The organism is Paraburkholderia polaris, from assembly GCF_012927345.1.
GTDB lineage: Bacteria > Pseudomonadota > Gammaproteobacteria > Burkholderiales > Burkholderiaceae > Paraburkholderia > Paraburkholderia polaris.
This window is the reverse complement of the sequence record NZ_JABBGJ010000023.1, coordinates 1-25538: the sequence shown is the minus strand read 5'-3', so window position 1 is coordinate 25538 and position 25538 is coordinate 1. Positions and strand designations below refer to the sequence as shown.

Annotated in this window: 20 protein-coding genes and 2 pseudogenes; 11 read left to right on the top strand and 11 right to left on the bottom strand. The window is 63.0% G+C overall.

The window, feature by feature from the left end:
* The first annotated feature begins 7 nt into the window (after positions 1-7).
* From HHL24_RS21475 to HHL24_RS21450, 7 genes are all read left to right on the top strand, one after another.
* Complete coding sequence (locus HHL24_RS21475; protein ID WP_169487418.1) at positions 8-664, top strand: urea amidolyase associated protein UAAP2; 657 nt, start codon at positions 8-10, stop codon at positions 662-664.
* Positions 661-4329: an urea carboxylase gene (gene uca / locus HHL24_RS21470; protein ID WP_169487417.1), complete on the top strand. Its 3669-nt coding sequence runs from the start codon at positions 661-663 to the stop codon at positions 4327-4329. Before HHL24_RS21475 ends, uca begins: the two co-directional genes overlap by 4 nt.
* Complete coding sequence (locus HHL24_RS44605) at positions 4326-4448, top strand: hypothetical protein (RefSeq protein WP_268966729.1); 123 nt, start codon at positions 4326-4328, stop codon at positions 4446-4448. The genes uca and HHL24_RS44605 overlap by 4 nt, the downstream gene beginning before the upstream one ends.
* The gene (locus tag HHL24_RS21465) at positions 4435-5406 is read left to right on the top strand and encodes an ABC transporter permease (protein WP_169487416.1); all 972 of its coding nucleotides are present in this window, start codon (positions 4435-4437) and stop codon (positions 5404-5406) included. Before HHL24_RS44605 ends, HHL24_RS21465 begins: the two co-directional genes overlap by 14 nt.
* Before the next feature lie 80 nt (positions 5407-5486).
* A complete protein-coding gene (locus tag HHL24_RS21460) occupies positions 5487-6401 on the top strand; it encodes an ABC transporter ATP-binding protein (protein ID WP_169487415.1) in 915 nt (304 codons plus the stop codon).
* A 213-nt stretch (positions 6402-6614) separates the two neighbouring features.
* Positions 6615-7292: a heavy metal response regulator transcription factor gene (locus HHL24_RS21455; protein WP_169487414.1), complete on the top strand. Its 678-nt coding sequence runs from the start codon at positions 6615-6617 to the stop codon at positions 7290-7292.
* Positions 7292-8866, top strand: a complete 1575-nt coding sequence (locus tag HHL24_RS21450; protein ID WP_169487413.1) for a heavy metal sensor histidine kinase — start codon at positions 7292-7294, stop codon at positions 8864-8866. The genes HHL24_RS21455 and HHL24_RS21450 overlap by 1 nt, the downstream gene beginning before the upstream one ends.
* Here HHL24_RS21450 and HHL24_RS21445 read toward each other — a convergent pair.
* The 3 genes from HHL24_RS21445 to HHL24_RS21435 are packed head-to-tail and all read right to left on the bottom strand — an operon-like array spanning position 8847 to position 14940.
* Positions 8847-10406 carry an efflux transporter outer membrane subunit gene (locus HHL24_RS21445; protein WP_169487518.1) on the bottom strand — a complete coding sequence of 520 codons (1560 nt, stop codon included), beginning with the start codon at positions 10404-10406 and terminating at the stop codon, positions 8847-8849. The two genes, HHL24_RS21450 and HHL24_RS21445, sit on opposite strands and share 20 nt — an antisense overlap.
* 36 nt (positions 10407-10442) lie before the next feature.
* Positions 10443-11675: an efflux RND transporter periplasmic adaptor subunit gene (locus HHL24_RS21440; RefSeq protein ID WP_169487412.1), complete on the bottom strand. Its 1233-nt coding sequence runs from the start codon at positions 11673-11675 to the stop codon at positions 10443-10445.
* 19 nt (positions 11676-11694) lie between these two features.
* Positions 11695-14940: an efflux RND transporter permease subunit gene (locus tag HHL24_RS21435; RefSeq protein WP_169487411.1), complete on the bottom strand. Its 3246-nt coding sequence runs from the start codon at positions 14938-14940 to the stop codon at positions 11695-11697.
* Between the two features lie 318 nt (positions 14941-15258).
* Between HHL24_RS21435 and HHL24_RS21430 the strand changes: the two genes are divergently transcribed.
* Complete coding sequence (locus HHL24_RS21430; RefSeq protein ID WP_169487410.1) at positions 15259-15546, top strand: DUF4148 domain-containing protein; 288 nt, start codon at positions 15259-15261, stop codon at positions 15544-15546.
* 601 nt (positions 15547-16147) lie between these two features.
* On the opposite strand, the gene HHL24_RS21425 is transcribed toward HHL24_RS21430, so the two are convergent.
* From HHL24_RS21425 to HHL24_RS21405, 5 genes are all read right to left on the bottom strand, one after another.
* Complete coding sequence (locus tag HHL24_RS21425; RefSeq protein ID WP_169487409.1) at positions 16148-16318, bottom strand: hypothetical protein; 171 nt, start codon at positions 16316-16318, stop codon at positions 16148-16150.
* A 228-nt stretch (positions 16319-16546) separates the two neighbouring features.
* On the bottom strand, positions 16547-17764 hold the full coding sequence (chrA, locus tag HHL24_RS21420) for a chromate efflux transporter (protein WP_169487408.1): 1218 nt from the start codon (positions 17762-17764) through the stop codon (positions 16547-16549).
* A 155-nt stretch (positions 17765-17919) separates the two neighbouring features.
* On the bottom strand, positions 17920-18825 hold the full coding sequence (locus HHL24_RS21415; RefSeq protein WP_169487407.1) for a metal-dependent hydrolase: 906 nt from the start codon (positions 18823-18825) through the stop codon (positions 17920-17922).
* 29 nt (positions 18826-18854) lie between these two features.
* Positions 18855-20654, bottom strand: a complete 1800-nt coding sequence (locus HHL24_RS21410; protein ID WP_169487406.1) for an SDR family oxidoreductase — start codon at positions 20652-20654, stop codon at positions 18855-18857.
* 11 nt (positions 20655-20665) lie between these two features.
* A complete protein-coding gene (locus HHL24_RS21405; protein WP_169487405.1) occupies positions 20666-21538 on the bottom strand; it encodes a M24 family metallopeptidase in 873 nt (290 codons plus the stop codon).
* 282 nt (positions 21539-21820) lie between these two features.
* On the opposite strand from HHL24_RS21405, the gene HHL24_RS21400 reads away from it, so the two are divergent.
* The 3 genes from HHL24_RS21400 (at position 21821) to HHL24_RS21385 (ending at position 24689) form a co-directional block, all read left to right on the top strand.
* Positions 21821-22819 (top strand): MerR family transcriptional regulator, encoded by a 999-nt coding sequence (locus HHL24_RS21400; RefSeq protein WP_329606716.1) that lies wholly within the window; start codon positions 21821-21823, stop codon positions 22817-22819.
* A gap of 460 nt (positions 22820-23279) precedes the next feature.
* On the top strand, positions 23280-23957 hold the full coding sequence (locus tag HHL24_RS21390) for an RNA polymerase sigma factor (RefSeq protein ID WP_169487404.1): 678 nt from the start codon (positions 23280-23282) through the stop codon (positions 23955-23957).
* 129 nt (positions 23958-24086) lie between these two features.
* Positions 24087-24689 (top strand): lipocalin family protein, encoded by a 603-nt coding sequence (locus HHL24_RS21385; RefSeq protein WP_169487403.1) that lies wholly within the window; start codon positions 24087-24089, stop codon positions 24687-24689.
* A gap of 70 nt (positions 24690-24759) precedes the next feature.
* On the opposite strand, the pseudogene HHL24_RS45325 reads toward HHL24_RS21385, so the two are convergent.
* The 3 genes and pseudogenes from HHL24_RS45325 to HHL24_RS21375 form a co-directional block, all read right to left on the bottom strand.
* Positions 24760-24975: pseudogene (locus HHL24_RS45325) on the bottom strand (IS6 family transposase); the annotation flags it as partial.
* A gap of 16 nt (positions 24976-24991) precedes the next feature.
* Positions 24992-25195 (bottom strand): hypothetical protein, encoded by a 204-nt coding sequence (locus HHL24_RS21380; protein WP_169487402.1) that lies wholly within the window; start codon positions 25193-25195, stop codon positions 24992-24994.
* A gap of 128 nt (positions 25196-25323) precedes the next feature.
* Positions 25324-25538 (bottom strand): annotated as a pseudogene (locus HHL24_RS21375) (ISNCY family transposase); the annotation flags it as partial.

The window sequence follows — 25538 nt, the reverse complement described above, 5'->3', positions numbered from 1 at the left end:
ACCCGCGATGCCCATCATCGAAAGCAAGCTCGACATCCGTCACGCGGTCTACGACCTCACGTTGCCGTCCGGCGAACCGTGGCTGCATGAAGTCAAGCGCGGACAAGTGTTCCGCATTCTCGACCTGGAAGGCAATCAGGCCGTCGACACGCTGTTCTATAACAGCGCCGATCCGCTCGAACGCTACAGCGCGCAGGACACGATTCGCGCGCAACGCAACCTCTATCTGTCCGCGGGCAGCGTGCTGATGTCGAACCTCGGCAAGCCAATGCTGACCATCGTCGCGGACATATGCGGGCGCCACGACACCCTCGGCGGCGCCTGTGCGGCCGAGAGCAACACGGTCCGCTATGCGCTCGACAAACGCCATATGCATAGCTGCCGCGACAGCTTCCTGCACGCGCTCACGCATTGCACGTGTGGCGTGGGCACGCAGCTCACCAAACGCGACATCGTCAGCAATATCAACTTCTTCATGAATGTTCCAGTGACGCCGCTCGGCAAACTGACCTTCGAAGACGGCATCTCGGCGCCGGGCAAATACGTCGAAATGCGCGCCGAGATGGACGTGACGGTACTGATCTCGAACTGTCCGCAGCTAAACAATCCCTGCAACGGCTACAACCCGACGCCCGTGCGGCTGACCATCTGGGATGCGCAATGAAATTCGACAAAGTCCTGATTGCCAATCGCGGCGAAATCGCCTGCCGCGTGATTCGCACGCTCAAGCGCCTCGGCATTGCATCGGTGGCGGTCTATTCGGAAGCCGATCGCCACGCCATGCATGTGATGCTCGCCGACGAAGCGGTCTGCATCGGCCCGGCGGTGGCGGCCGCCAGCTATCTGAACAGCGCGGCGATTCTCGAGGCGGCGCGCACGACCGGCGCAAATGCCGTGCATCCCGGCTACGGTTTTCTCTCCGAGAATGCGGCCTTCGCGCAGGCATGTGAAGACGCGGGCATCCGTTTCATCGGGCCGCGCCCCGCGCAGATGCGCGAATTCGGCCTGAAGCACACGGCACGCGAGATCGCGAAGGCGAACGACGTGACGTTGCTGCCGGGTACCGGCTTGCTGCCCGATGTTTCAACCGCGTTAAGCGAGGCCGAATCGATCGGCTATCCGGTCATGCTGAAGAGCACCGCGGGCGGCGGCGGCATCGGCATGTCACTGTGCCGCGATGCGGCGCAACTGGAGAGCGTGTTCGCATCGGTTGCGCGGCTCGGTGAGGCCAACTTCGCAAACGCGGGTGTCTATATCGAGAAGTTTGTCGAGAACGCGCGCCACATTGAAGTACAGATTTTCGGCGACGGCCGTGGCGGCGTGATCGCCCTCGGTGAACGCGACTGTTCGGTGCAGCGGCGCAATCAGAAGGTGATCGAGGAAACACCCGCGCCGGGTTTGACACAGGCGGAACGCACGGCACTGCACGCGAGCGCCGTGCGCCTCGCGCAGGCCGTGAAGTATGAATCCGCCGGCACTGTCGAATTCGTCTTCGATGCCGACACGCGGCGCTTCTATTTCCTCGAAGTGAACACGCGGTTGCAGGTCGAGCATTGCGTCACCGAGGAGGTGACGGGCGTCGATCTGGTCGAGTGGATGATTCGTCAGGCAGCGGGCGAGCTTGCGCCGCTCGACACGCTTGTGCCGACGCCCAGCGGGGCGAGCATCCAGGTCCGCTTGTACGCGGAAGATCCGCACAAGCAGTTTCAGCCGAGCGCGGGCGTGCTGACGCATGTCGCTTTCGCGGCCGATGCGCGGGTCGACACATGGGTCGACGCCGGCACCGAAGTCAGCGCGTTCTACGATCCGCTGCTCGCCAAGATCATCGTCAAAGGCGACACACGCGAAGCCGCGCTCGCTGCCATGCGCGCCGCGCTGGAGCAAACCCAGCTCTATGGCATCGAGACGAACCTCGACTATCTGCGCGCCATCGCCGGTTCGGCAACCTTCGCGCGAGGCGAGCAAACCACCGGCTTCCTCGCACGCTTCATGTTCGCGCCGCACACCATCGACGTGCTCGACGGCGGTGTCCAGACCACCGTGCAGCAAACGCCGGGACGGGTCGGCTACTGGGACATCGGCGTGCCGCCGTCCGGTCCGATGGACGATCTGTCGTTCCGGCTCGCCAACGAACTGCTCGGCAATCCGGCCGACGCGGCGGGACTCGAATGCGCGATGGTCGGCGCGACGCTGCGCTTTAACACCGCGACGCTGTTCGTGCTCGGCGGCGCGCCGCTCGCCGCGACACTCGACAGAGAGCCGGTCGCGCTGTGGCAGGTCACGCGCGCACCGGCGGGTTCGGTGCTCAAGCTCGGCGGCGTGACCGGCGCCGGTATGCGTGCCTGTCTCGCGCTCAAGGGCGGCTTGCAGGTGCCGGACTATCTCGGCAGCAAAGCGACCTTTACGTTGGGCCAGTTCGGCGGCCACGCGGGGCGCGCCTTGCGCAAGGGCGACGTGCTGCATCTCGCCACCGACGCAGGCCGTGGCGACGTGGGCGCGCATCTCGATCCGGCGCGCGTGCCGGTGCTGACGCACGACTGGACCCTCGGCGTGCTCGACGGTCCGCACGGTGCACCGGACTTCTTCACGCCCGATGACATCGCGATGCTGTACGGCACGCGCTGGACGGTCCACTACAACTCCAGCCGCACAGGGGTACGGCTGATCGGTCCGAAGCCACAATGGGCGCGCACGGACGGCGGTGAAGCAGGGCTGCATCCGTCGAATATTCACGACAATGCGTATGCCGTCGGCGCGGTCGATTTCACCGGCGACATGCCGGTGATCCTCGGTCCGGACGGTCCGAGCCTGGGCGGTTTCGTCTGTCCGGTGACGGTGGTGGGCGACGAGTTGTGGAAGCTCGGGCAACTGCGGCCGGGGGATACGGTGCGGTTCGAGCCAGCGCGTGCGCAACAGTCGCTGACGGCATCTGCGGCATCGGCTGTACCTGCCGTATCTGCGGTATCTGCGGTATCTGCCGTACCTGTCGTATCTGCGGTGAGCGCGAACCTCAGCGCGCACGATTGCATTCTCTACAGCGATCCATCCGCAGGCGAGGGCACAGGCGTGGTCTACCGCCGCTCGGGTGACCAGAACGTGCTGGTCGAATATGGCCCGCTCATGCTGGACCTCAACCTGCGCTTTCGCGTGCATGCGCTGATGAACTGGCTCGACGCGCATCGGCTGCCTGGCATCATCGATCTCACGCCGGGTATCCGCTCGCTGCAGGTGCATTTCGATCCGCGCACGCTGTCGCACGACACCTTGCTCGCGCATCTTCAGCAGGCCGAGCGCGAATTGCCCGCCGTCGACGATATGCGCGTCCCGAATCGCATCGTGCATCTGCCACTGTCATGGGACGACCCATCGACACGAATCGCGATCGAACGCTACATGCAATCGGTGCGGCCCGATGCACCGTGGTGTCCGAGCAATATCGAGTTCATTCGCCGCATCAACGGTCTGGATAGCATCGACGACGTGAAGCGCATCGTGTTCGACGCGCGCTACCTGGTGATGGGTCTCGGCGACGTGTATCTCGGCGCACCGGTGGCGACGCCGCTCGATCCGCGTCACCGGCTCGTCACGACCAAATACAACCCCGCGCGCACCTGGACGCCGGAGAACGCGGTGGGGATCGGTGGTGCCTACCTTTGCGTGTATGGCATGGAAGGGCCGGGCGGCTATCAGTTTGTCGGCCGCACCGTACAGATGTGGAACCGCTATCGCACCACGCGCGAGTTCGAAGCCGGCAAACCGTGGCTGCTGCGCTTCTTCGACGAGATCCGCTTCTACGAAGTCAGCGAGGCCGAGCTGGCCGAGCTGCGCGCCGACTTCATCGCGGGACGCGCGAGTCTGAAGATCGAGGAGTCGACGTTCGACCTCGGCGCATACAACCGTTTCCTGAGGGACGAAGCCGAATCGATCTCCACCTTCAAGCGCTCGCAACAGGCAGCGTTCGACGAAGAGCGCGAGCGCTGGAATGCCGCGGGGCACGCAGAGTACGTCGGCGAGCCGGGCAGCGACGCCGGTTCGACTACCGGCAACGGCACGGACGACGCGCTGGCGGCAGGTCAGCAGAGCATCGTCGCCGACGTCTCGGGCAGCGTCTGGAAACTGCTCGTCAGCGAGGGCGAGCGTGTGAGCGAAGGGCAGGTGGTGGCAATCGTCGAATCGATGAAGATGGAAGTGTCCGTTGCCGTCACGGAAGACGGCGTGATCGAAACGATCGATTGTGCAGCCGGCGCGGCAGTCGTCGCAGGTCAGCGGTTGATGGTGATGCGTGCGGGCGTTGCGGCCGACGCCACAGAGGAGGCTACGTGCAAATGAAACAACACGACGATCTGTTCGAATCGATGTCGATTGCGGCGCTGCAGGCACGCTGCGCGTCAGGCGGATCGAGTTTCGGCACCGAACTTTGCCTCGGAGAACCCCATGACCGTCATTAACAGGAGCGACTGGTTCGCGGTGCGCCGCGAACTCTCCGCACGCGGCAAGTGGCTATTGGGCTTCGGCTCGTTTTTGTTGCCGCTTTTCGTATGGTGCATCGTCAGCTACGTGCCGTTTGTCTGGCATCCGCAGGTGCTGATCGAGAGTCCGGGCAGCGTCGACTATTTCCAGCCCGGCATGCGTGTCGACAAGGACGTGTTCGCCGACGAGCTGAGCCATGCGCGAGCGGGCCATACCGCGTTGCCGACGGGCGAGCCGGTCAATCCGGTCTATCTGCCCGCGCCCCACGAAGTGCTGCGGGCGTTCTACACCGCGTTCACGACGCCCCCCGCGTCGCGCGACGGCGTGTGGTTGCATCAAAGCCTGTGGCACAGCATCCAGGTGATCTTCTGGGGCTTCGTGCTGTCGTCGGTGATCGGCGTGCCGATCGGCATCGTCTGCGGAACCTACAGCGCGATCGCGCGGCTGCAGGAGCCATTTTTCGAGTTCTTCCGCTACTTGCCGGCGCCTGCGTTCGGCGCGCTGATGGTGGCGATCCTCGGCATTTATGACGGTCCGAAGATCGCCATCATCGTGATCGGCACGCTGTTCCAGCAAGTGCTGATCGTGGCGAACACCACGCGCAAGCTGGAGTACGGCCTGTTCGAAGCGGCCATGACGCTCGGCACGAAAAAATTCAAGCTGCTCACGCATGTAGTGATTCCCGGCATCCTGCCCGACCTGTACCGCGACCAGCGCATTCTGCTCGGCTGGGCGTGGACGTATCTGATTGTGGCGGAACTGGTCGGCACCAGTTCCGGCATTACCTGGTACATCACGCAGCAGGCGCGCTATGAGCATTTCGAGAACGTCTACGCGGCAATCATGATGATCGGGATCATCGGACTCGGCACCGATCTCGTGCTGGCTTATGTCGGCCGCAAGCTGTTTCCGTGGGACCGCACGCTCAAAGCGTAGCGAGACCGTTCGCGCCACAGCCTGTCGCCAACCATCGCACTGCACAGCACCACACTGCACCGCACTCAAGGGATTCAATCATGCTAAATCCGCAACCGATTCCGTCGTACCTCATCCAGTCCGAAGCGGTGCGCGAGCGTTTCGACCGTCTGAAGTCGCGCGAGGTGATCCTCGAAGTTCGCGACCTCGACAAGCGTTTCGAGAGCGCACAGGGCGAGTGCACCGCGCTGAACGGCATCAGCTTCAAAACGCACCGACGCGAGTTCGTCTGCGTGATCGGACCGTCGGGCTGCGGCAAGTCGACCTTGATCCGCATTCTCGCGGGCCTCGAACGGCAGACGAGCGGCAGCGTGCTGCTCGACGGCAAGCCGGTAGAGGGGCCCGGCGCCGATCGCGGCATGGTGTTTCAGGGCTACACGCTGTTTCCGTGGCTGACAGTCAAGAAAAACGTCATGTTCGGTTTGAAGATGAACGGCCACAGCAGCATGCACGCCGAGCGTGAAGCGCTGCAATGGCTCGATCTGGTCGGCCTGACGCGGTTCGCCAATGCGTATCCGCATCAATTGTCCGGGGGGATGAAGCAGCGTGTGGCGATTGCTCGCGCGCTCGCGAACCGGCCGCGCATTCTGCTGATGGACGAGCCGTTCGGCGCGCTCGATGCGCAGACCCGCGCGAAGATGCAGACGCATTTGCTCGATATCTGGCGCAATATCGATGTGACCGTATTGTTCATCACGCACGATCTGGACGAAGCGATTTTTCTCGCCGACCGCATCCTCGTGCTGAAGGCAAATCCCGGCGAGGTGCAGGAATTGATCGAGGTGCCGGTGCCGCGTCCGCGGGATTATTCGCAGGTCACGTCGGCGGAATTTCTGGCCACTAAGGCGCGGCTCGAAGCGCTGATTCATCCGCCCACGACCGCCGCCGACGAGGAAGACGATGTCGTCAAGCCGCATATGATCCGGATGACGGACGTGGCGGATAACGTCGAGTAGGCGAGTGCGACGTTTGCCGGTCCCCCAACCGGCGAACTGCGCACCCATCGGCCGGGTGCGAGCCGGGTCCACGGCAAGTCGCCGGATCGGCGGTCATCGGACCGGAGGCCCTTGCGATCAGCATGGCGTGCGCAGCCAACATTACCGGATCGTAATCACGACGCGCTCCGCTTGCCGGTATGATTTGACGATCAAGCACAGCGGAGCACTCCCATGCGAATCCTGGTGATCGAGGACGAGCTCAAAACAGCTGCTTATCTGAAGAAAGGCCTGGAAGAATCCGGCTACGCGGTCGATGTCGCGAGCGACGGCCCACAAGGGCTGATTCTCGCGCAGGAAGAAGAATACGACGTGATCGTGCTCGACGTGATGCTGCCCGGCATGGATGGCTGGACCATCGTCAAGACCTTGCGCAGCACGCGTACCACGCCGGTGCTGTTCCTCACCGCCCGCGACGACGTCGACGACCGCGTGCGCGGTCTCGAACTCGGCGCGGACGATTACCTCGTCAAACCTTTTGCCTTCGTCGAATTGCTGGCCCGGGTGCGCACGCTGGCGCGCCGTGGACCGCCGCGCGAAAGCGAACTGATCAAGGTCGGCGATCTGGAAATGGACGTCAATCGCCGGCGCGTGAAACGCGCCGGCACACGTATCGATCTCACGCCGCGCGAGTTTTCGCTGCTGCAGTTGCTTGCGCGCCGCCAGGGCGAAGTGTTGAGCCGCACGCAGATTGCGTCCTATGTGTGGGACATGAATTTCGACAGCGACACCAATGTCGTCGAAGTCGCGATCCGCCGGCTGCGCACCAAGATCGACGATAACTTTCCCGTCAAGCTGATTCACACGGTGCGCGGTGTCGGCTATGTGCTCGAACTGAAGGACGCCGCTTGATGCGCGGCCGCTCGCTCGCCGCGACGCTCGCGCTTGCCTTCGGTGTCACCACGCTCGCGGTTTTCGTGCTTGTCGGGAGTTTTCTGTACCTCGCGCTGGAGAAGCAGATCAAGGCGCAGGACGACCTCGACATCGTGCTCGCCGCACGTCATGCACGGCGGCTCGCCCAGGAACTCGATACATCGAAAGGGATTCGTGAACACGGTGACCGGTTGACCAGCATCGTGCTGGGCAATGAAGCGATGTCGATGGAGGTATTCGGTCCCGATGGGCACATGGCGATCGAGCACAACGCGGGGGAAACGTTCGCAGCGCAGGGTGGCGCGGCAAGCAGCGCTGCTTCTACAGCCTCAAATGCGTCCGGTGCCTCCATTGCACTCAATGCGGCAAGCGAAACGAGCGTAACAAGCGATACTCAGGATCCCGGCGAAACCGCTGAAGCTGGTGGCGTCGAGACGATCGCCGCGTTGCCGCCGCTCACGCGTATTCCCGCTTCGGCGCGCATTACCGATACGGATATCGGCGCCTGGACCGGCCACAACGGCGCCCCGATCCGCGGCATTCTCGCGGACGCGCGGCTGCACGACGGCGACACGGCGACCGTGCTGATCGCGCGCAACATGAGCGACCGCTGGCGGCTGCTCGACCGCTATCGCGACAAGCTCAACCTAGCCGGTGCGGCCGGCGTGATTCTGGCAATGCTGCTGAGCTATCTGCTGATTCGCGCCGCCTTGCGGCCGTTGCGCGATATCGCGGCGAGTGCGGGTCTCGTCACGGTCAATCGCCTGAACACGCGGATCCCGGTGGCGCATGCGCCGAGCGAACTCGAAGCACTGGTGAACGCGCTTAATGCCATGCTCGAACGCGTCGAACGCGGCTTTCAGCGCCTCTCGCGTTTCACCGCCGACCTCGCGCACGATATGCGCACACCGCTTAGCAACATGCGCGGCGCCGCCGAAGTCGCACTCGCCCGGCCACGCTCTGCAGACGAATATGAATCCGTGCTCGCATCGAATCTGGAAGAGTGCGACCGGCTCTCACGAATGATCGAAAACGTGCTGTTTCTTGCACGCGCTGAGCATCCACAATTCGTCAAACACATGCGCGAGTTCGATGCCGGTCAGGAACTGACGCGGATTGCCGAATACTTCGAAGGTATCGCTGACGATGCGGATGTCAGGCTGCAGGTCACCGGTGCGGCAACGCTGACGGCGGATCTTGAACTGTTTCGCCGCGCCGTCAGCAATCTGCTCGCCAACGCGATCCGCTATACGCCGCGCGGCGGCGAGATCGCGCTTGATGCTCACGCTTCGGCCGACGCGGTGCGCGTCACCGTGTCGAACCAGGGGCAGCCGATTGCCCCGGAGCATCTCGAACGGATCTTCGACCGTTTCTATCGAATCGATCCGTCGCGCAGTTCCTTGCCTTCGTCCGGCTTGTCGCAAGCGTCCACCGGTTCGACGGGCCTCGGGCTTGCCATTGTCCGCACGATCATGGAGTTGCATGGCGGCACGGTGCATGCGGAAAGCGACGCGCAGAGCACCTGTTTCGTTCTTACGTTCCGGCGGGTTTAGGGGTTGGCTGAGCGGCGGGCTCAGTAGCGAGCGTGGTGCTGGCTTCAGCGGCGGACGTGGTGACAGGCCCTGTAGCGGTCCTCGCAGCCGCCACATCCGGCGTCGTCGCGCCATCGCGCTGGTCATGCCAGGTCCCGCCCAGCGCCTTCAACAACAACACACTCGACTCCAGCTGCCGCGCTGCTATCTGGTCCGCAGTGCGTTGGTTCGTCAACGCAATCGTCTGCGCGGTCACCACGTCGAGATAACTGACCGCGCCCGCGTTGAAGCGGTTCGTCGTGAGCCGCAACGACAGATCCGCAGCCGTGGTCGCGCGCTGCTGGCTGGCAGCTTCGTCGGCGAGCGAATGAAGCGCGGACAGATTGTCCTCGACCTGCTGGAAGGCCACCAACACCGATTGCCGGTAATCCGCGACCGCGCCGTCGTACTGCGCGGTCGCGCCATGCAGGCTGGCCGTGCGCTTGCCGCCGTCGAACAGCGTCCCGACGAGTTGCGGGCCGAGCGACCAGAACAAACTCGGGGCGCTTAGCCACGGCGCGAAGAAGGTGCTTTCCAGCCCCGCGCTCGCCGACAGCACCAGATCGGGAAAGAAGGCCGCGTGCGCCACGCCGATCTGCGCATTCGCCGACGCTACGCGCCGTTCGGCGGCGGCGATGTCGGGGCGTCGTTCGAGCAGTTGCGACGGCACGCCAACGGGAATCGCCGGCGGCATCGCAGCCGAGCCGTTCGGCGGCAGGGTGAAGGTCGAGGCCGGCTCGCCGATCAGCGTGGCAATCGCATGCTGCATCTGCGCGCGCGTCACGTCGATGTCGGTGTCTTGCGTGCGCGTCGCCTCGAGTTGGGTGGTGGCTTGGGCGACCGCGGAGGCATCGATCGCGCCGTCTTTCAGTTGCTGCTGCAGCAGCTTCAAGGCAGCGCCGTAGGCGCTCACGCTGTCGTCGAGCAGCTTCTTTTGCGTGTCGAGGGAGCGCAGGGCGAAATAGTCGACGGCGAGATCGGCGCTCATCGACAGGCGCACGGCTTCGAGATCCGCCGCACTCGCATCGGCATCGGCTCGCGCGCCGGTCACAGTGTCGCGCACGCGGCCGAACAGATCCGGCTCCCAGCTCGCGGACACGCCGCCCGAATAATCCGGCACGGTCTTGCCCGCGAGCGATTTGCCCTCGACGTTCTGCGACGTTCGCGAGCGGTCCTGTGCGGCACCGGCGGTGATCGTCGGGAAAAAACCGGCGCGTTGATAATCCACCATCGAACGCGCCTGCTGGACCTGCGCAACCGCCTTGCGCACGGTCTGATTCGAGACGTCGACGCGCGCTTCGAGTTGATTCAGCACTGGATCGTTGAAGATCGTCCACCAGGGGCCACGCGGCGCTGTGTCGGCAGGGGTGGCCTGGGCCCAGCCGGGTGCCGCGCCGGCATACTGCGCAGGGATCTTGGCGGTGGGGCGCTGGTACGGCGGCAGTGTCGAGCAGGCGCTCAGCAGTGCGCTGATCAGCGTGACCACAAACGAACGGCGCAGCAACGGGCGTGAAAGAGACATTGAAGACATTCGGCTCATCCTTTCGATGACTGGCGCTCAGCTATTCGCAGCCGGCGCGATCTGCACAAGCTGGCCGGTACTCAGCGAATCGCCGGGGTTATCGATCACGCGGTCGGTCGCCGCAAGACCCGTGGTGATTTCCACATGCGTGCCGAAATCGCGGCCGATGTGCACCGTCTTCAGCGCCGCACGGCCGTTGCCGTCGACCACGGCGACCGTCACGCCATCCGGACGGAAGAGCAGCGCGCTCACCGGTAGATCGAGCGCCGGTGTGGCCGACTGCAACTGCAGATGCACCTGCGCGTAAGCGCCTGGCATCAGCGCGCTATCCTTGTTATCGACGTCGACCTCGACGCGCAGCGTGCGGCTCGACGGATCGATCGAGCCGGTCGTACGCGCCACCTTTGCGGCGATGTGCCGCCCGGGATACTGCTGGGCGGTCAGATACACGCCGGTGTCGGGCGTCACGTAGGGCGCGTCGTTCTGCGGCACGTCGACGAACACGCGCAGCACGCCGGTCTGCTGAATATGAAACAGCTCGCCCGACATACCCGCCGCGCCAGGCGTGCCGCCCGCCGTCACGAGTGCGCCGACATCGACGTTGCGCGCAGTGATGACGCCGTCGAACGGTGCGGTGATCTTCTCGTACGACACCAGCTCGGCCAGGTGCGCGACATTGGCCTGCGCCGACGCCAGCATCGCGCGACGCGCTTCCATGTCGCTGACTTTCGTATCCGCATCCTGCTGCGCGACCGATTGGGTTTTCAGCATCTCCTGCCAGCGCTGCGCGGTGGTCTTTGCGAAATCGAAGTTGGCCTGCGCGGTAGCTTCGTCGGCACGGGCCTGGCGCAGTTGCGCATCCAGATCGGGCGCGTCGATCGTGGCGAGCGTCTGGCCGCTTTTCACCTGGGCGCCGATGTCGGTGTTCCAGTGCGCCAGATAGCCGCTCGTGCGCGCATAGATCGACGCTTCGGCGAACGGCGTCACCGCGCCGGGCAGCAGCAGTTCGTGGACGGCCGGCGCGGGGCGCGGCGTGACCACGGCAACGCTGAGCATGCTTTGCGCTTGCGTCTGTTGCGTCAGTGCGGCGCTTGCATGCAGCCGCGGCACGATGCCGACGATCAGCAACGCCGCGGCGAGGCCGGTCAACGCGAGCGGCCATAGGCGGCGGCGCGGCTTCGGGCTTGCGGTCATGTCGGCTGAGCGGGTCGCCTCGACGGCCGGTTCAGACCTGTCGCCAAGATCGGGCGGAAGTGATGGATTGTTCATGAGCAGGCTCTCGTCGGAATCAATGTGTGCGGGCGGGAACGCCGGATTCTTGTGTGTCGGTGCGAGCCGCGCGGCGTTTGTCGAGCCACGCGTGCACCATGCCGTAGACGACCGGAACGAACAGCAAGGTAGACACTGTGCCGAGTGCGAGACCGCCGATCACCGCGCGGCCGAGCGGCGCGTTCTGTTCGCCGCCGTCGCCGAGGCCGAGCGCCATCGGCAGCATGCCGATCAGCATCGCGAGCGCGGTCATCAGCACCGGACGGAAGCGGCTGAAGCCCGCTTCGAGCGCGGCCTGCAGCGGCGGCTTGCCGCCGTGGTGGAATTCACGCGCGGTGTTGATCACGAGAATGCTGTTGGCCGTGGCAATGCCGATACACAGAATGGTGCCGGTCAGTGCCGGCACGCTCAGGCTCGTGCCGGTGCTGAACAGCATCCACGCAATCCCCGCGAGCGAGCCCGGCAAGCCGCTGATGATGATGAACGGATCGAGCCACGACTGAAAATTGACAACCATCAGCAGATAGACGAGGGCGATCGCGAACACAAGGCCGCTTGCAAGACCGCTGAACGAATCGTGCATCGCCTGCACCTGGCCACGCACCACGATCGACGCGCCCGGCGGCAATTGCGGCCGGATCTGATCGACGAGCCGGGTCACGTCGGCTGCCACGCCGCCGAGGTCGCGCCCTTGCGCCGACGCGAAAATATCGAGCACCGGCTGCACGTTGTAGTGTGAGACGACGGCTTGCTGGGTGCCGCGTGTCAGCGTGCTGAGCGCACCGAGCAGGTTCTGCGGGGCGGGGCCGTTGCCGTTCGCCGCAGCAGACGCCGTCACCATGCCCGCACCTGCGCCACCGCTCTGCGCGACCGGAATATTGGCCAGTGCCTGCAGCGAATTGACGTCGTACTGCGGCATCATCGCCATCAGCGGATAGCTGACACCGTTGCGCGGATCGAGCCAGAAATTCGGCGAGGTCTGCGAACTGCCTGAGAGCGCGATCAGCAGGTTCTGCGACACGTCACGTTGCAACAGGCCCGCCTGAATCGCCCGCGTACGGTCGACATTTACGTTGATCGCGGGTGCGTCGCCCGGTTGCTGGATGCGCGCATCGACGAGGCCGCGCACACCGCGCAGTTGTGCGAGCAAGCGGTTCGCCACGACGCGATTGGCGTCGAGCTTGTTGCCGACGATCTGAATATCGATCGGCGCGGGCAGGCCGAAGTTGAGAATCTGGCTGACGATATCGGCGGGCAGGAAGGCAAACGTGACGCCGGGGAAATCCCTGGAGAGCGTGGTGCGCAGCGTCGCCACATAGGCGGCGGTGGGCTTGTGGCCGGCTGCGAGCGTGATCAGCACGTCGGCGTCTTCCGGGCCGATCGGGTCGGATGAATCGTAGGTCAGATTGATGCCGCTCACCGGCACGCCGATGTTGTCGAGCATGGCTGCGAGTTCCTGCTTCGGGATCACGCTGCGCACACGGGCTTCGACTTCATCGGTGATGCGCGCGGTGTCTTCGATACGCGTACCGGTGGGCGCACGCAGATGCAGGCGGATCTCGCCGGTATCGACCGCGGGGAAGAAATCGCGGCCGGCAAACGGCACCAGGGCGAGCGAGCCGATACACAGCAGCAGGAAGATTGCGATGAAACGGCGCGGTCTCGCGATCGCCGAGCCGAGCACGCCGCGATAGCGTTCGCGCAACTTCTCAAAGTGATGTTCGAAGGCGGCCTGGAAGCGGATCAGGCGCGCAATCGGGCCGTTGCCCGTGACTGGCGCGTTACTGCGCGCACGCATCAGATACATGGCGAGGGTCGGCACCAGCGTACGCGAGAAGAAGTACGACGCGATCATCGCGAACACCACCGCTTCGGCGAGCGGCACGAACAGATAGCGCGCCACGCCGGAGAGCAGGAACATCGGCACGAACACGATGCAGATCGACAGTGTCGAGACAAAAGTCGGCACGGCAATTTCACCCGAGCCGTTCAGAATCGCGTCGTGCAGCGGCTCGCCGTTTTCCAGATGATGCGTGATGTTTTCGATCGCGACGGTGGCATCGTCGACGAGAATACCCACCGCGAGCGCAAGGCCGCCGAGCGTCATGATGTTGATGGTCTGGCCGAGCGCGGAAAGCGCGATCAGCGAGGTCAGCACCGCGAGCGGAATCGACACCGCGATGATCAGCGTGGCGCGCCAGCTGCCGAGAAACAGCAGGATCATCAACGCGGTCAACGCAGCGGCGATGACTGCCTCGCGCGCCACGCCCACGACCGCCGACTTCACGAACACCGATTGATCGGACAGCGCAGTGATATGCAACGCGCTCGGCAAACCCGCCGCAATATGCGGCAGCATCGCCTTGACCTGCTGGATGATCGTCAACGTGGACGTGCTGCCGGATTTTTCGACGGTGAGCAATGCGGCGCGTTTGCCGTCGTTGCGCACGATGTTGGTTTGCGGCGCATAGCCGTCGCGCACATGAGCCACGTCGCGCACATAGACCACGCCGCCGGCCACCGTCTTGATGGGCAGGTCGTTCAGCGCGGCCACCGTGTCGGTGCTGCCGTTCATCTGCACGTTGTATTCCTTCGTGCCGATTTTGGCGGTGCCGCCCGGCAGAATCAGGTTCTGCGCGTTGACGGCATTGACCACGTCGAGCGGGGCAAGGCCTTTGGCCTGCAGCGCGTGCGGATCGATATCGACCATGATCTGCCGCACCTTGCCACCGAACGGCAGCGGCACCGACGCGCCTTGCACCGTCGCCAGTTGCGTGCGGATCTGGCTGTTGCCGAGGTCGTAGAGTTGCTGTTCGGACAGCGTGTCGCTGGAGAGTCCGAGTTGCAGGATCGGCACCGTCGACGCGTTGTACGTAATGATGTTCGGCGGCAGCGTGCCAGGCGGCAGCACGCGCAGAATCGACGCGGAATTGGAGGCGGCCTCCGCAATCGCGCGATTGATGTCGGCGCCCGGGTGGAAAAAGATCTTCACCACCGAGACGCCGTTCAGCGATTGTGACTCGATATGCTCGATATCGTCGACGTCGGAGGTGAGCGCACGTTCGTAATTCGAGGTGATGCGGTTGGCCATGTCCTGGGCGGAAAAGCCGTTATATGTCCAGACGATGCTGACCACCGGGATGTCGATGTTCGGAAAGATATCGGTGGGCGTGCGGAGTATCGCGAGCGGACCGACGATAAAGATCAACACCGCGAGAACCACGCATGTATATGGGCGGCGCAGCGCGAGCTTGACGATCCACATGACGATTTCCTGAAAAGTGGCAGATGGAGGCGCGGGTCTTGTTTCGGCGCCTGGCGGCGCGTGACGCGGGCTTCTTCGTAAGTCAGGAGTGTGGGGGGGTGGCGCTTACCGGTGGTGGTCCGGTAGATTACCGTTCTGTTATCTTCGGTTTGGGTTTTTTAGTTTGGGTTTTTTAGTTTGGGTTTTTTGGTTTGGTTTAAGCGCGGTGCGTAGATAACAAAACGGTAATCTGAAGGTCAGTGCTCCGACAGCTGAAATGACAACAATGGGAAGCGTGGTTCAGGCCACTCATTTCTTGCTCACCATCGGAGAGACATCATGAAACTGCTTACCGCTATCGCTGTTGCTGCACTTAGTTTGCCGTTCGGCGCGAATGCTTTCGCTCAATCTAATCCGTCAGGTCTGACGCGCGCCGATGTCATGGCGCAGTTGCAGCAGGCTCAGGCTGAAGGGCTCGTGCCGGCGCCTAATAGTGACTATCCGCCTACGGACGCGGAGATCGCTCGGAATCGGGAGATTTATGCCATTCAGCATGGGGGGGAGGGCGCTGGCGCTGTTAAGACGGCGGAGGCGCAGGTTGCGGGGGGTGGGGTGGGGGCTAATTGATGCTGGGGGTGGTTGCCGGCGGTGGTGGCGTTTTCTTGGTTTGTTTGTTCGCCTGCGGCGTTGGCCTTTTCTTGATTTGTTATTGGTCTATTAGCGTCGCCCCTGTGCGGGGGGCACTTACTTTCTTTGCCGCCGCAAAGAAAGATAAGCAAAGAAAGCGGCTAAAACCGCCAATACTAAGCGGGTCCCGTAGCTTGCTAGGGGTAGTGGTGCATCTGGAATCTGTGTTCTCCCACATTCGGCGCTAGTGACAAAGGTGTCATTCTTCCGGCGGCGCTGCGCGCGCCGAAGCGGGCTTCATAAAACCACTCGCTACGTTTTTACACTCAAGTTTTACTCGGTGCGGCGGCCCGTGTTGTAGCGTCCTTGTCCGGTCAGGCATCACCGATTTGTTCGGTACGTTCACGCTCGCACTCGCTGACGTGACCTGCCCGTACGTTATAGATTCCTTCTCTTCGCCCCGCTCAGTCACGCCGGAGGCGAGCGGCGCGGTCGTCGGGTCGGTTTGAGCGACTGCGTATGGCTGCCGGACAGCGACACGGTATTGGTCCATTTGGAACTCCCCCCGCGCGGTCGAGCGGGAAGGGGAGCCAGAACCTTTTTATGGCCGGTCGCGGTTACGTGCGCGGGTGGCGCCCGTGATCACCGCGACGCCGAGCATGATGACCGCGACGATCGCGATCGTATGTTGTGCGACATGCAGCGCCATCAATCCCCACGCCACGCCGCCTATCAGAATGATCCAGCCTGCAAGATAAATGAGCAGGGTCATCGTCTTTCTCCTTTTTCGTTCGACAGACGGACAAGCTTGCCTGCCATGGAAAGCGTTACCGGTCGCCACGATCGAACTGCTGAAGTCGCGTGCCCAGACTGGCGTTGCAGCCTATGAATCCAGCCCACACCATCAACGGGTCTATCGAGTAGCAGATTCCGCGCCCGGCACATCCTCCGTGCGCATGCGCTGTGTGTAACGCTCGAGCCGCTCACGCCACCCGTTGGGTCAGACGACCCACCACGCGAGCAGCGCCGTGAGCAGTACCACCGCCCATGAAGGCACGCGCCACCAGCCGAGCATCGCGAGCGCCACAACAACCAGCGCGAAATCACGTCCGCTGTGCACCGCGCTGGTCCACACCGGATCGTAGAGCGCAGCGAGCAGAATGCCGACCACGGCAGCGTTGATGCCGGCCATCGCCCGGCGCATCGACGCGAACGCCCGCAATTCGCCCCACAGCGGCAACGCCGCGCCGACCAGCAGAAACGACGGCAGAAAAATTGCCAGGGTGGCGATCAGCGCACCGGCGATGCCTGCGGGGTAACCGTTGCTGGCGGCGCCGAGAAATGCCGCGAATGTGAACAGCGGTCCCGGTATCGCCTGGGCTGCGCCGTAGCCAGCCATGAAAGAATTGGCCGAGAGCCAGCCGCGCGGCACCACGACCGCTTCCAGCAAAGGCAGCACCACATGACCGCCGCCGAACACCAGCGAGCCGACCCGGTAGAAGGCAGAGAAAAGGTCGAGCGGATACGCATGCAACAAAGCAGCGGCGGCAGGCAGGCCGAACAGCAGAAGCCCGAAGATGGTGAGGCAAAGGAGGGCGCCGGTCCTCGTGCCGGGCATGCCGAGTGGCGCGCGCGGCACCTCGGTTGACGATTTCAGAAGCAGGGCGCCGGCGATGCCTGCCACCACGATCGACGCGATCTGGCCGTAAGCCGCACCGAATACGATCACCGCAATGGCCGATGCCGCTGCGATCGTGACGCGGGCGCGGTCGGGGCAGAGCGTGCGTCCCATCGACCAGACGGCCTGCGCGACAACGGCGACCGCCGCCAGCTTGAGGCCGCGCACCAGGTGAAGCGCGCTCGCATCCGCCAGATGGGTGAACCCGTAGGCGAACGCGATCATCAACACCACCGACGGCAACGTGAAGCCGAGCCAGGCCGCCAGCGCACCGGCGATGCCGCCACGAAACCGGCCGATTGCAATGCCGACCTGGCTGCTGCCCGGGCCGGGCAGAAACTGGCACAGCGCGACCACGTCGCTAAAGGTGTGCTCGTCGAGCCAGCCGCGGCGTTTGACGAACTCGTCGCGGAAGTAGCCGAGATGCGCGGCAGGGCCGCCGAACGAGGTCAGGCCGAGCCGTAGAAAAATGCAGAAGAGCGCCCACGGCGAACTGTGCGCAGGCAGGTCGAGCGATGTGTCGGAATCGGTGTTGCGCATGGCACTGATGTGATCGGCCGTTCGTGGCGGGGGTGTCGACCATAAATTGGTTGGTGAATGTACCACGTCGCCGGCCTCGTACTTGTCGGACCAATGAAAGCTGCGGCTACACGCGCTTTAAAGAAGGCGCGCTGGCAATAGACACCCCGCCCACATCAACTCGCATTACGAACCCAGTTGCCCCCATGTGCCGCGGCCTGCGCCGCGGGTGAGGTGGCAAGATAGGCAAGCGCCTGTTCGGTGGAGCCTTCGTGATGCGGTGTGTAGCGCGGATTGAAATAGCGTAGCGCTGCCGCAATCATTTTCCAGAACGACGGCAGGCACCGGCGCCGCGCCCCGGCGCGCCAGGCGAGGATAAAGCCTCGGTACTTACCGGCATCGGGATCGCGCTGGTGCATGAAGCGCGCGCCGCGCGTCAGAAAATACAACAGAAGCATGACGGTCGACAGCATGTGGAAACAGCGTTCGAAGTAGGTGCCGCCCATATGCCGGAAGATGTCGAAGGCTACGGTGCGATGCTCGACTTCCTCGGCACCGTGCCAACGCAGCAGGTCAAGCATGGTTGGGTCCGCGTGCGCTGCATCGAGCCCGTCGGCATTGAGCACCCAATTGCCGAGGTAACCGAAAAAGTGCTCCAGCGCGGCGATGACGCCAAGCTGCTGACGCAGCCAGAAGCGCGTTTTGCCGATCTTCTTCAGCCCAAATGGTTGTTCGCCAAGCAGCTTGCCAAACAGCCAGTCGAGTTTCTTTGTGAAGGGCTGCGTATCGATGCCGTGGGCCTTGTAGTAGTGCGTGAGCACACCGCCGTGCGAGCGCGAATGGACCGCTTCCTGCCTGAGAAACCCCTCTGCGTCGTCGCGCAACGCCGGGTCGGTGATCAGGGGCAACGCCTTGTTGTAGACGCGGCAGAACCATAGTTCGCCGGCGGGGAACAGCAGGTTCAACACGTTGATGACGTGCGTGCTCGACGGGTCGCCCGGAATCCACTGAATCGGCGTTTGGCTCCAGTCGAACTTCACATGGCGTGCCTTGATCTTGTATTGGGATTGCTCTTGGGTCATAACGGTCTCCGGCGTCCGGTTGAGTGAGTTCAGCGCGGCGCCATGCTGATGCGAGCGATCACGCGGCTGAGCCACGGCATGTAGCGCGAGATGAACCGCATTGAATGCGCCTCGATGCCGATGGCGACGACAGGCTTGTTACGCAATACCGCGCTAAGCGCGGCTTTCGCAACCGTCTCAGGTTGCAGGCCACGCAACTGGTATAGCTGGGTGGCTTTCTGGCGCATGCGGTCCTGATCCTGAGCGCTGGCGCCGACGTATTGAGTGGCCGCCATGATCCCGGTCTCGGCGAATCCTGGACAGATTGCGCTGACACCGATACCGAGACCGGCGAGTTCTCCGCGCATGCACTCGCTGAGCATCAGTACGGCAGCCTTGGTCGTAGCGTAGGCGGGCAGGTCGCGCGAGGGGGCGAAGGCCGCGGCTGACGCCGTGTTGATGATGTGACCGCCATTGCCGCGCTTTACCATCTGTCGCGCGAACAGGCGTGAGCCGTGAATCACGCCCCACAGGTTGACGTGAAGAATGCGTTCCCAGTCTTGTGCCGAGGTGTCGAGTACACCGCCTGCCATGCCAATGCCGGCGTTGTTGACCACGATGTCGGCGCCACCCAGTTCCGTCCCGATCCAGTCGGCCAACGCTTCCATCTGTTCGGCGCTGCCGACGTCGATCTTGCGCGCGTATGCGTTAGGGCCTAATAACCTGACCAGCGTAGCGGTACGCTCCGCGCTCGCGGTGTCGATATCGACCGAGACCACCGCGGCACCTTGCTTCGCGAACTCCAGGGCGATGCAACGTCCAATGCCGCTGCCCGCGCCGGTCACGACCGCGAGCTTGCCACTGAGCGGGTTGCGTGCCGAGTCCATCCGGGCGCGTTGCAGGGTGTCCGGTTCGTCACCGCCTTCGGTGTGGTCGACGAGTTCACGCACCATCTGAGCCATCTGTTCGGGGTGGGTGACCGGCACCCAGTGCCGTGCGGTCAGTTCACGGCGCCAGTACTTCGGCACCCATCGAGAAAGATCTTCGGACAACGCCGGGCTGACGTATTTGTCCAGCGTCGGCACGATCACCTGGACCGGCGCGTGCGCGTAACGCTTGCGCGGCGTGAACAGGCAGCGGATGAAGTTGGCGCGGTACAGCGACACACCGCGTATACCGTCCTGCGTTTGCGTCGGGCGCGGCGCGATCTGGGTCTTTTCGACACGACGCAACACCCGCGGCCACGCGCGGCCGAGCCACAAGCGCCAGGTCAACCCAGGCAGCACCGGCATGTGAAACAGCAGCACGTACCAGGAGCGTACCAACTGGCCCAATACCTTGCCGATGGACCGCGGCGTGGGACGCAGCAACCGCGCTCGCATCCAGTAAGCGACATGGTCGAGGCAAGGGCCCGAGCACGACGTGTACGATGCAATGCGCCCACGCAACCGCTCTTCGGTGACGAATTCCCAGCCCTGGATCGAGCCCCAGTCGTGCGCGACCAGATGGACTGCGCGATTGGGGCTGACGGCATCGATGACGGCGACAAAGTCGTCCGTGAGTTTTCCTAAGCGATATGCTTTCGTGCCGGTTGGGGCGGTGGATCGCCCCGCACCGCGAACATCGTAGGCGACCATATGGAAATCGTGTGCCAGCAAGCCGGCCAGAGCGTCCCAGACTTCGCTGTTGTCGGGGTAGCCGTGCACCAGGATTACAGTCGGCCGGGCGGGGTCGCCCCATGCCTTGGCGGCAAGCGTCACGTCGCCTGAGCGCACCGTGAAATCGGTGCGATGCGTGGCGGACGGCGCCTCGTATAACGTGGACGATACGGAGTCGGTTAAAAGCTGCATGTGCGCCTCCATCATGCCGCGACCAACGCCCGCCCGCGCTGCGCCCAGCGGCGCACATGCGGCAGATCGTCGTCGAGCCAGTAGGCGTCGTCATCGGTGATGACCAGCAACTCTTCGAATTTGGCGCCCACACCCTGAAAGCCGAGATGCGGCTCGACGGCCCACAGGCCGGGCGTCGGTGCATGATCGGAGCGGCGATCGATCGACCACAAAGGCGACCAGCCTTCCTTCTTGCCTGCGCTAACCTGGTCGAGAACGAGGTTGCGCGTCGCGTTCAGGCCGAAACGCGCCACGAAGCGCGGCTTGGCGGGGTTGTGCAGTTTCGCGACGCGATGGGCAAGCACCTTGAACGGATAGGCCTTATGCCGCGGCTCCACGCCCTGTTTCCTGCACAACAGGTCAACCGCACGCGCCACATCGGCAAGCGTGCGCCGTTGCTTCACCATGTTGACTATCAGTTCGCGGTGTTCGGCGAGGTCGTCTTTCAGTTGCTCGAGAATGGGATTCGTGCCGATGCAGGTGGCGTAGCCGACATCGGCGATCACACCATTCAGTACGGGTGCCACGTCGAGAATGACCGGCATGTTTTCTTCCAGCCGGCGTGAACTCGGGAAGAAAGCCAGGTTAAAGCCGGCCATGTGCGACAGCCCGGAAAAGCCCTCAAAAGCGGTACGGTCGCCAAACCAGGCGAAGGGTTTGTGCAACCAGTCACGCACGCCGTGATCCTGCAACCATTCGGTCAGCAGCCGGGCGGCGTCTTTTTCCGTCATGCCCAGCCGGAGCATATTGCCGACGCTCTCGACGCACTGATAGGCCAGTTGCTGGACTTCGCGGAACTGTGCCAATTCGTCCACGTTGACGTCTGGAATGACCTTCTCACCCATACCTGCCTCCCGAATATGCTGTCCGACGGGCGTCTGGCGGCCCATCACGATGACATTTTTTATTGTTACATTGATTGATGTAACGGTTGGATGCTACACCATGAGAACGGCCAGTCCACTGGTTTTTTCCCTGGGCCAGCAGGTTGCGCCAGGATTGCCTTCACTGTCTCGTATAACGGATCTATATCGTTTCAGTGACTCGTAATTTTGTTAAGTATCGATTCACTATGTCCCATAAATCGTCTAGCATCTTGAGACAGATGCTAGGAGAAAGGAGTTGCAGTGGCGTCCGCGACAGATGACAAGACACATAAGCGTTACCGAAGCGGCGACGCAGCACGTCTGGCAAAGATGCCAGTTACCACGTTGCGTATCTGGGAGCGTCGCTATGGGGTCGTGGCGCCGCCTAAGAGCGAATCGGGGCAGCGCCTGTATTCGGAAGACGACGTGCGCAGGCTGTCGTTGCTCAAGGGCCTCGTGCAACGCGGTCATCCGATCGGCACGATCGCGAAGCTTGATCGGGCGCAGCTAGAACAGCTTGCGCTCGGTCGCTCCGGCAGGGAGTTCACCCAGATCGCCTCGGGGCCGGCGCCGCTGCCCGTCGGCATCTCCCTCGCGGTTATCGGCGACGCATTCTTGCAGCGCCTCGAGTCGGAACATGTCGACCTGGCAGAAGCAGGCGTGGTCAATATGGTGCGCTTTGCGAGTCTGGACGAGGCATCCTCGCGCTCGGCCATCGAGCCGGCGGACATTCTCATAATCACAGTCACGTCACTGCACGAAGACGTGGCCTCGCAAGTCCTGAGTCTTGGCGAAGCGTGTCAGGCGAGGGCAATCGCAGTGGCCTATGGGTTCGGCACAGGCCGGGCTATCCAGATGCTGCGGCTATCCGGCGTGCGGCTCTACCGCGAGCCCGACAGCCGCTTCGAGTTGCGACAGGTGCTCGAAGAACTGGCCCGCATGGCCCAAGGCTGGGGCGCCTCGGCGCAGGACGGCCTATGGCTGCGTGCGGCGCGCCGCTTCGACGACCAGACGCTGACCGGAATGGTCGCGCGCTCGTCGACCATTGCGTGCGAGTGTCCGCGGCACCTGGCCGAACTCATCATGAAACTGTCGGCGTTCGAGAAATACAGCGATGAGTGCGGATCGCGCTCAGTCGAAGACATTTTGCTGCACCGGAATCTGGGCGACGTGGCAAACCGCGCGCTCGCGATGTTCGAGTCGGCGCTCGCGCGGATCGCAAACGAAGAGGGTCTCATACAGGAGCGGCTCGATGACTGACGCGAGCGTGCAACGTTTCACGTCAGACGTTCACAGCAATAGCGCGCTCGCGCTCGCACGCACCTTCGGGGATTTGAGGAAGTTGAAGACCCGATGGGGCTGATCAAACCACGGGGTAAGTGACGTATGGAAACCGGATTGCATGAAGTGCCAGAGCGTGTCGACTCCGACGTCGGCGTGCCGCTGTCGCAACGGATTCGTCAGCGGCTGCGCCGCGCCGGCGTGCGCTTTCACGCGAACGACAATCCAGAGGCGTAGCGCGGGGCGTCGCAACGCATTGCCCGGGTGGTATGTGCGCATGCGTATCGTACTGACGACGGTCGGCGCGTTAAGTCTGCTGGCTGCTATACGGTAGAAGCTGAGTCAGTCAAATGCGGCAGCGAGCGCATGCTGCTCGCAAAGCGAGACGTGCTGATCAGAGGCGCCGCGCAGCATGATGATGCTTACGGAGAGTCTCGTGATGCAGGATCGGAATTCAAACGCAGAAGAGGCCGTATATCCACTCCAAAAGTGCGGGCAGACGGATGTCGCCAGCTTGCTGGCGCACGTTGCGGAACGGGATGTCGACGCACTTGGCAAGCTCTATCGCGTCTGCGCGCCGACGTTGTTTGGGGTCGCGCTGCGTGTCACGCGAAAGCGCGAATGGGCAGAGGATGTGCTGCAAGACAGCTTCATCAAGGTATGGCGGTTCGCCCACTGTTACGACCCGAACCGCTCGTCGGCGATGACCTGGATGGCGACGGTTGTCAGAAACCAGGCTCTCGACCACTTGCGCCGGCTGCCGCCAACAGACGAACTGCCGGACGATTTCGAGGCGGATAGCGAGCTTGAACACGCCGGGCCTGACGCGGAGTTGCAGCGGGCGACTGATATCGCGCGCCTTTGCGCGTCAGTGCAGCAGCTCAGCCCGATGCAACGCCAAGCGATTGCTCTCGCCTATTTTCGCGGGCAAAGCCACGCCGAAGTCGCCGATACACTGAATGTTCCTGTCGGGACCGCAAAGTCGTGGATACGGCGAGCACTGAGCTTTCTCAAAGTACAGCTCGAAGGCACGACCGTTCCCACGTCGAATGCTGACTATTCGACTGAGCCAAAAACTGGCGACATCCATGCCGCGCGTGCCGGAGCGAAAATGTGAGCGCGGCCGGTCGATACCCGAAGCGAACCGCACGAGCACGGCGTGAAGAATAAAATTCTCACGATCGACGCAGCGCATGCACCGGTCTAAATGAACATGACCCGATATAAACCTGAGCCAGCCCTCCCGATGCAACCAGAAACGCAAAATCAGAGCCCCTCGACGCGACCGAAGCAGCGCCGCTCAACGGCGATCGCCGCAACGGTCCTCGCTGTTTGCGCGCTTGGACTGTTGGCCGCGTGCGCATCGCTCACCGGCGGCAAGAGTGGCAATGCGCAGGTGCCGCAGCCCGCGAAGCCAGTTGATCTGGATCGCTACACAGGCCGATGGTACGAGTTCGCGCGCTATGAAAACCGCTTCGAAAAGGGCTGTGAAAGCGTGACCGCGGAGTACGCAAAGCGCAGCGACGGACTGATTGCCGTAACGAACCGTTGCCGCGACGGCGGTACAGACGGACCACTCCGCGTTTCAGAAGGACGCGCGAAGATCGTGCCGGATTCGGCAAACGCCAAACTCAAGGTGTCGTTCTTCGGACCGTTTTATCTGGGGAATTACTGGGTGCTCGACCATGCGGACGACTATAGCTGGTCGATCGTCGGCGAGCCCAGTGGCCGCTATCTCTGGATTCTCACGCGTGCCGAGCACCCCGACCCGGTACTGCGTGCTGAACTGGTAAGGCGGGTTGCGGTGCTCGGTTACGATACGGCGATGCTGAGGCAAACGCGCCATTAGATGACGCGGTCCGGCTTTGTCAAGTTGACGGCTGCAGACTACCTGTTTGGTAAAAGAGTAGTTTTCCTTATTAGATAGCTTTCTCGGATGCGGCAGTGACAGTCCAACCGTTCCATGTGACGAAGCGTTCGTGGAGTACGACACGATGACATGCCGCGTTCATCTGATGTCTGGGCAGCGCGAAGTACTGCCGGATGGGCCCGAAGTATGAGAGGAATGCCTGCGTGCGACGCGCATTGCGAAAGCCGCACATCTGGCGTTCGCGCCTGCTGGTTGGCTGGTGGTTTGTGTGTCTGTCCGTGCTACTGCGCCAACTGCACGATCACACCATCAACATCGGCCTGTGTGAACTCGCGCTGCTTCTTCGTGCCACTTTTGCGCTGGTCGGGCTGGACCGCCTCACCACGGTTCGTGCGCGACGGCGAACCCGATGCAGTGTGGCTGGACACATGGTCGACTCCGAAATCTCGCAACGGACCGACCAGCATGCCAGCGTTCAGAAACACGACATTTCAATTTAGCGGAAACACGACATCTGAACTTTGGACTAACACCCAATGTCGAGGCTGGTTTTAAATGTCCGGGTTTGGACTTTTTAGAAATGTCCGGTTTTGAGGTTCAGAAATCTCTACTTTCAAGGGCTTTTAAACACCGAGCCTGCCCGCGTTCCGGCAGTTCTGAGGACCGCTGCATTCAGGTCTTCAAGCGTCAGTTCACGCTGCTTGCGGGTGCCCACCTTGCGCTCCTTCGGACGTGCTGCCTCGCCCTGGTTGGTCCTCGATGGCGAGCCTGACGCACGCCGGTCATCGCGCTGCGCCTGGATCACCTGCGCCATCTGCAACGTGTGTC

Coding starts and splice junctions, on each gene's coding strand:
- HHL24_RS21435 (WP_169487411.1), bottom strand. CDS start 14,940: ATGTGGATCGTCAAGCTCGCGCTGCGCCGCCCATATACATGCGTGGTT.
- uca (WP_169487417.1), top strand. CDS start 661: ATGAAATTCGACAAAGTCCTGATTGCCAATCGCGGCGAAATCGCCTGC.
- chrA (WP_169487408.1), bottom strand. CDS start 17,764: ATGCGCAACACCGATTCCGACACATCGCTCGACCTGCCTGCGCACAGT.
- HHL24_RS21440 (WP_169487412.1), bottom strand. CDS start 11,675: ATGAACAATCCATCACTTCCGCCCGATCTTGGCGACAGGTCTGAACCG.
- HHL24_RS21455 (WP_169487414.1), top strand. CDS start 6,615: ATGCGAATCCTGGTGATCGAGGACGAGCTCAAAACAGCTGCTTATCTG.
- HHL24_RS21405 (WP_169487405.1), bottom strand. CDS start 21,538: ATGGGTGAGAAGGTCATTCCAGACGTCAACGTGGACGAATTGGCACAG.
- HHL24_RS21410 (WP_169487406.1), bottom strand. CDS start 20,654: ATGCAGCTTTTAACCGACTCCGTATCGTCCACGTTATACGAGGCGCCG.
- HHL24_RS21425 (WP_169487409.1), bottom strand. CDS start 16,318: ATGACCCTGCTCATTTATCTTGCAGGCTGGATCATTCTGATAGGCGGC.
- HHL24_RS21430 (WP_169487410.1), top strand. CDS start 15,259: ATGAAACTGCTTACCGCTATCGCTGTTGCTGCACTTAGTTTGCCGTTC.
- HHL24_RS21475 (WP_169487418.1), top strand. CDS start 8: ATGCCCATCATCGAAAGCAAGCTCGACATCCGTCACGCGGTCTACGAC.
- HHL24_RS44605 (WP_268966729.1), top strand. CDS start 4,326: ATGAAACAACACGACGATCTGTTCGAATCGATGTCGATTGCGGCGCTG.
- HHL24_RS21390 (WP_169487404.1), top strand. CDS start 23,280: ATGCAGGATCGGAATTCAAACGCAGAAGAGGCCGTATATCCACTCCAA.
- HHL24_RS21385 (WP_169487403.1), top strand. CDS start 24,087: ATGCAACCAGAAACGCAAAATCAGAGCCCCTCGACGCGACCGAAGCAG.
- HHL24_RS21445 (WP_169487518.1), bottom strand. CDS start 10,406: ATGTCTCTTTCACGCCCGTTGCTGCGCCGTTCGTTTGTGGTCACGCTG.
- HHL24_RS21465 (WP_169487416.1), top strand. CDS start 4,435: ATGACCGTCATTAACAGGAGCGACTGGTTCGCGGTGCGCCGCGAACTC.
- HHL24_RS21450 (WP_169487413.1), top strand. CDS start 7,292: ATGCGCGGCCGCTCGCTCGCCGCGACGCTCGCGCTTGCCTTCGGTGTC.
- HHL24_RS21460 (WP_169487415.1), top strand. CDS start 5,487: ATGCTAAATCCGCAACCGATTCCGTCGTACCTCATCCAGTCCGAAGCG.
- HHL24_RS21415 (WP_169487407.1), bottom strand. CDS start 18,825: ATGACCCAAGAGCAATCCCAATACAAGATCAAGGCACGCCATGTGAAG.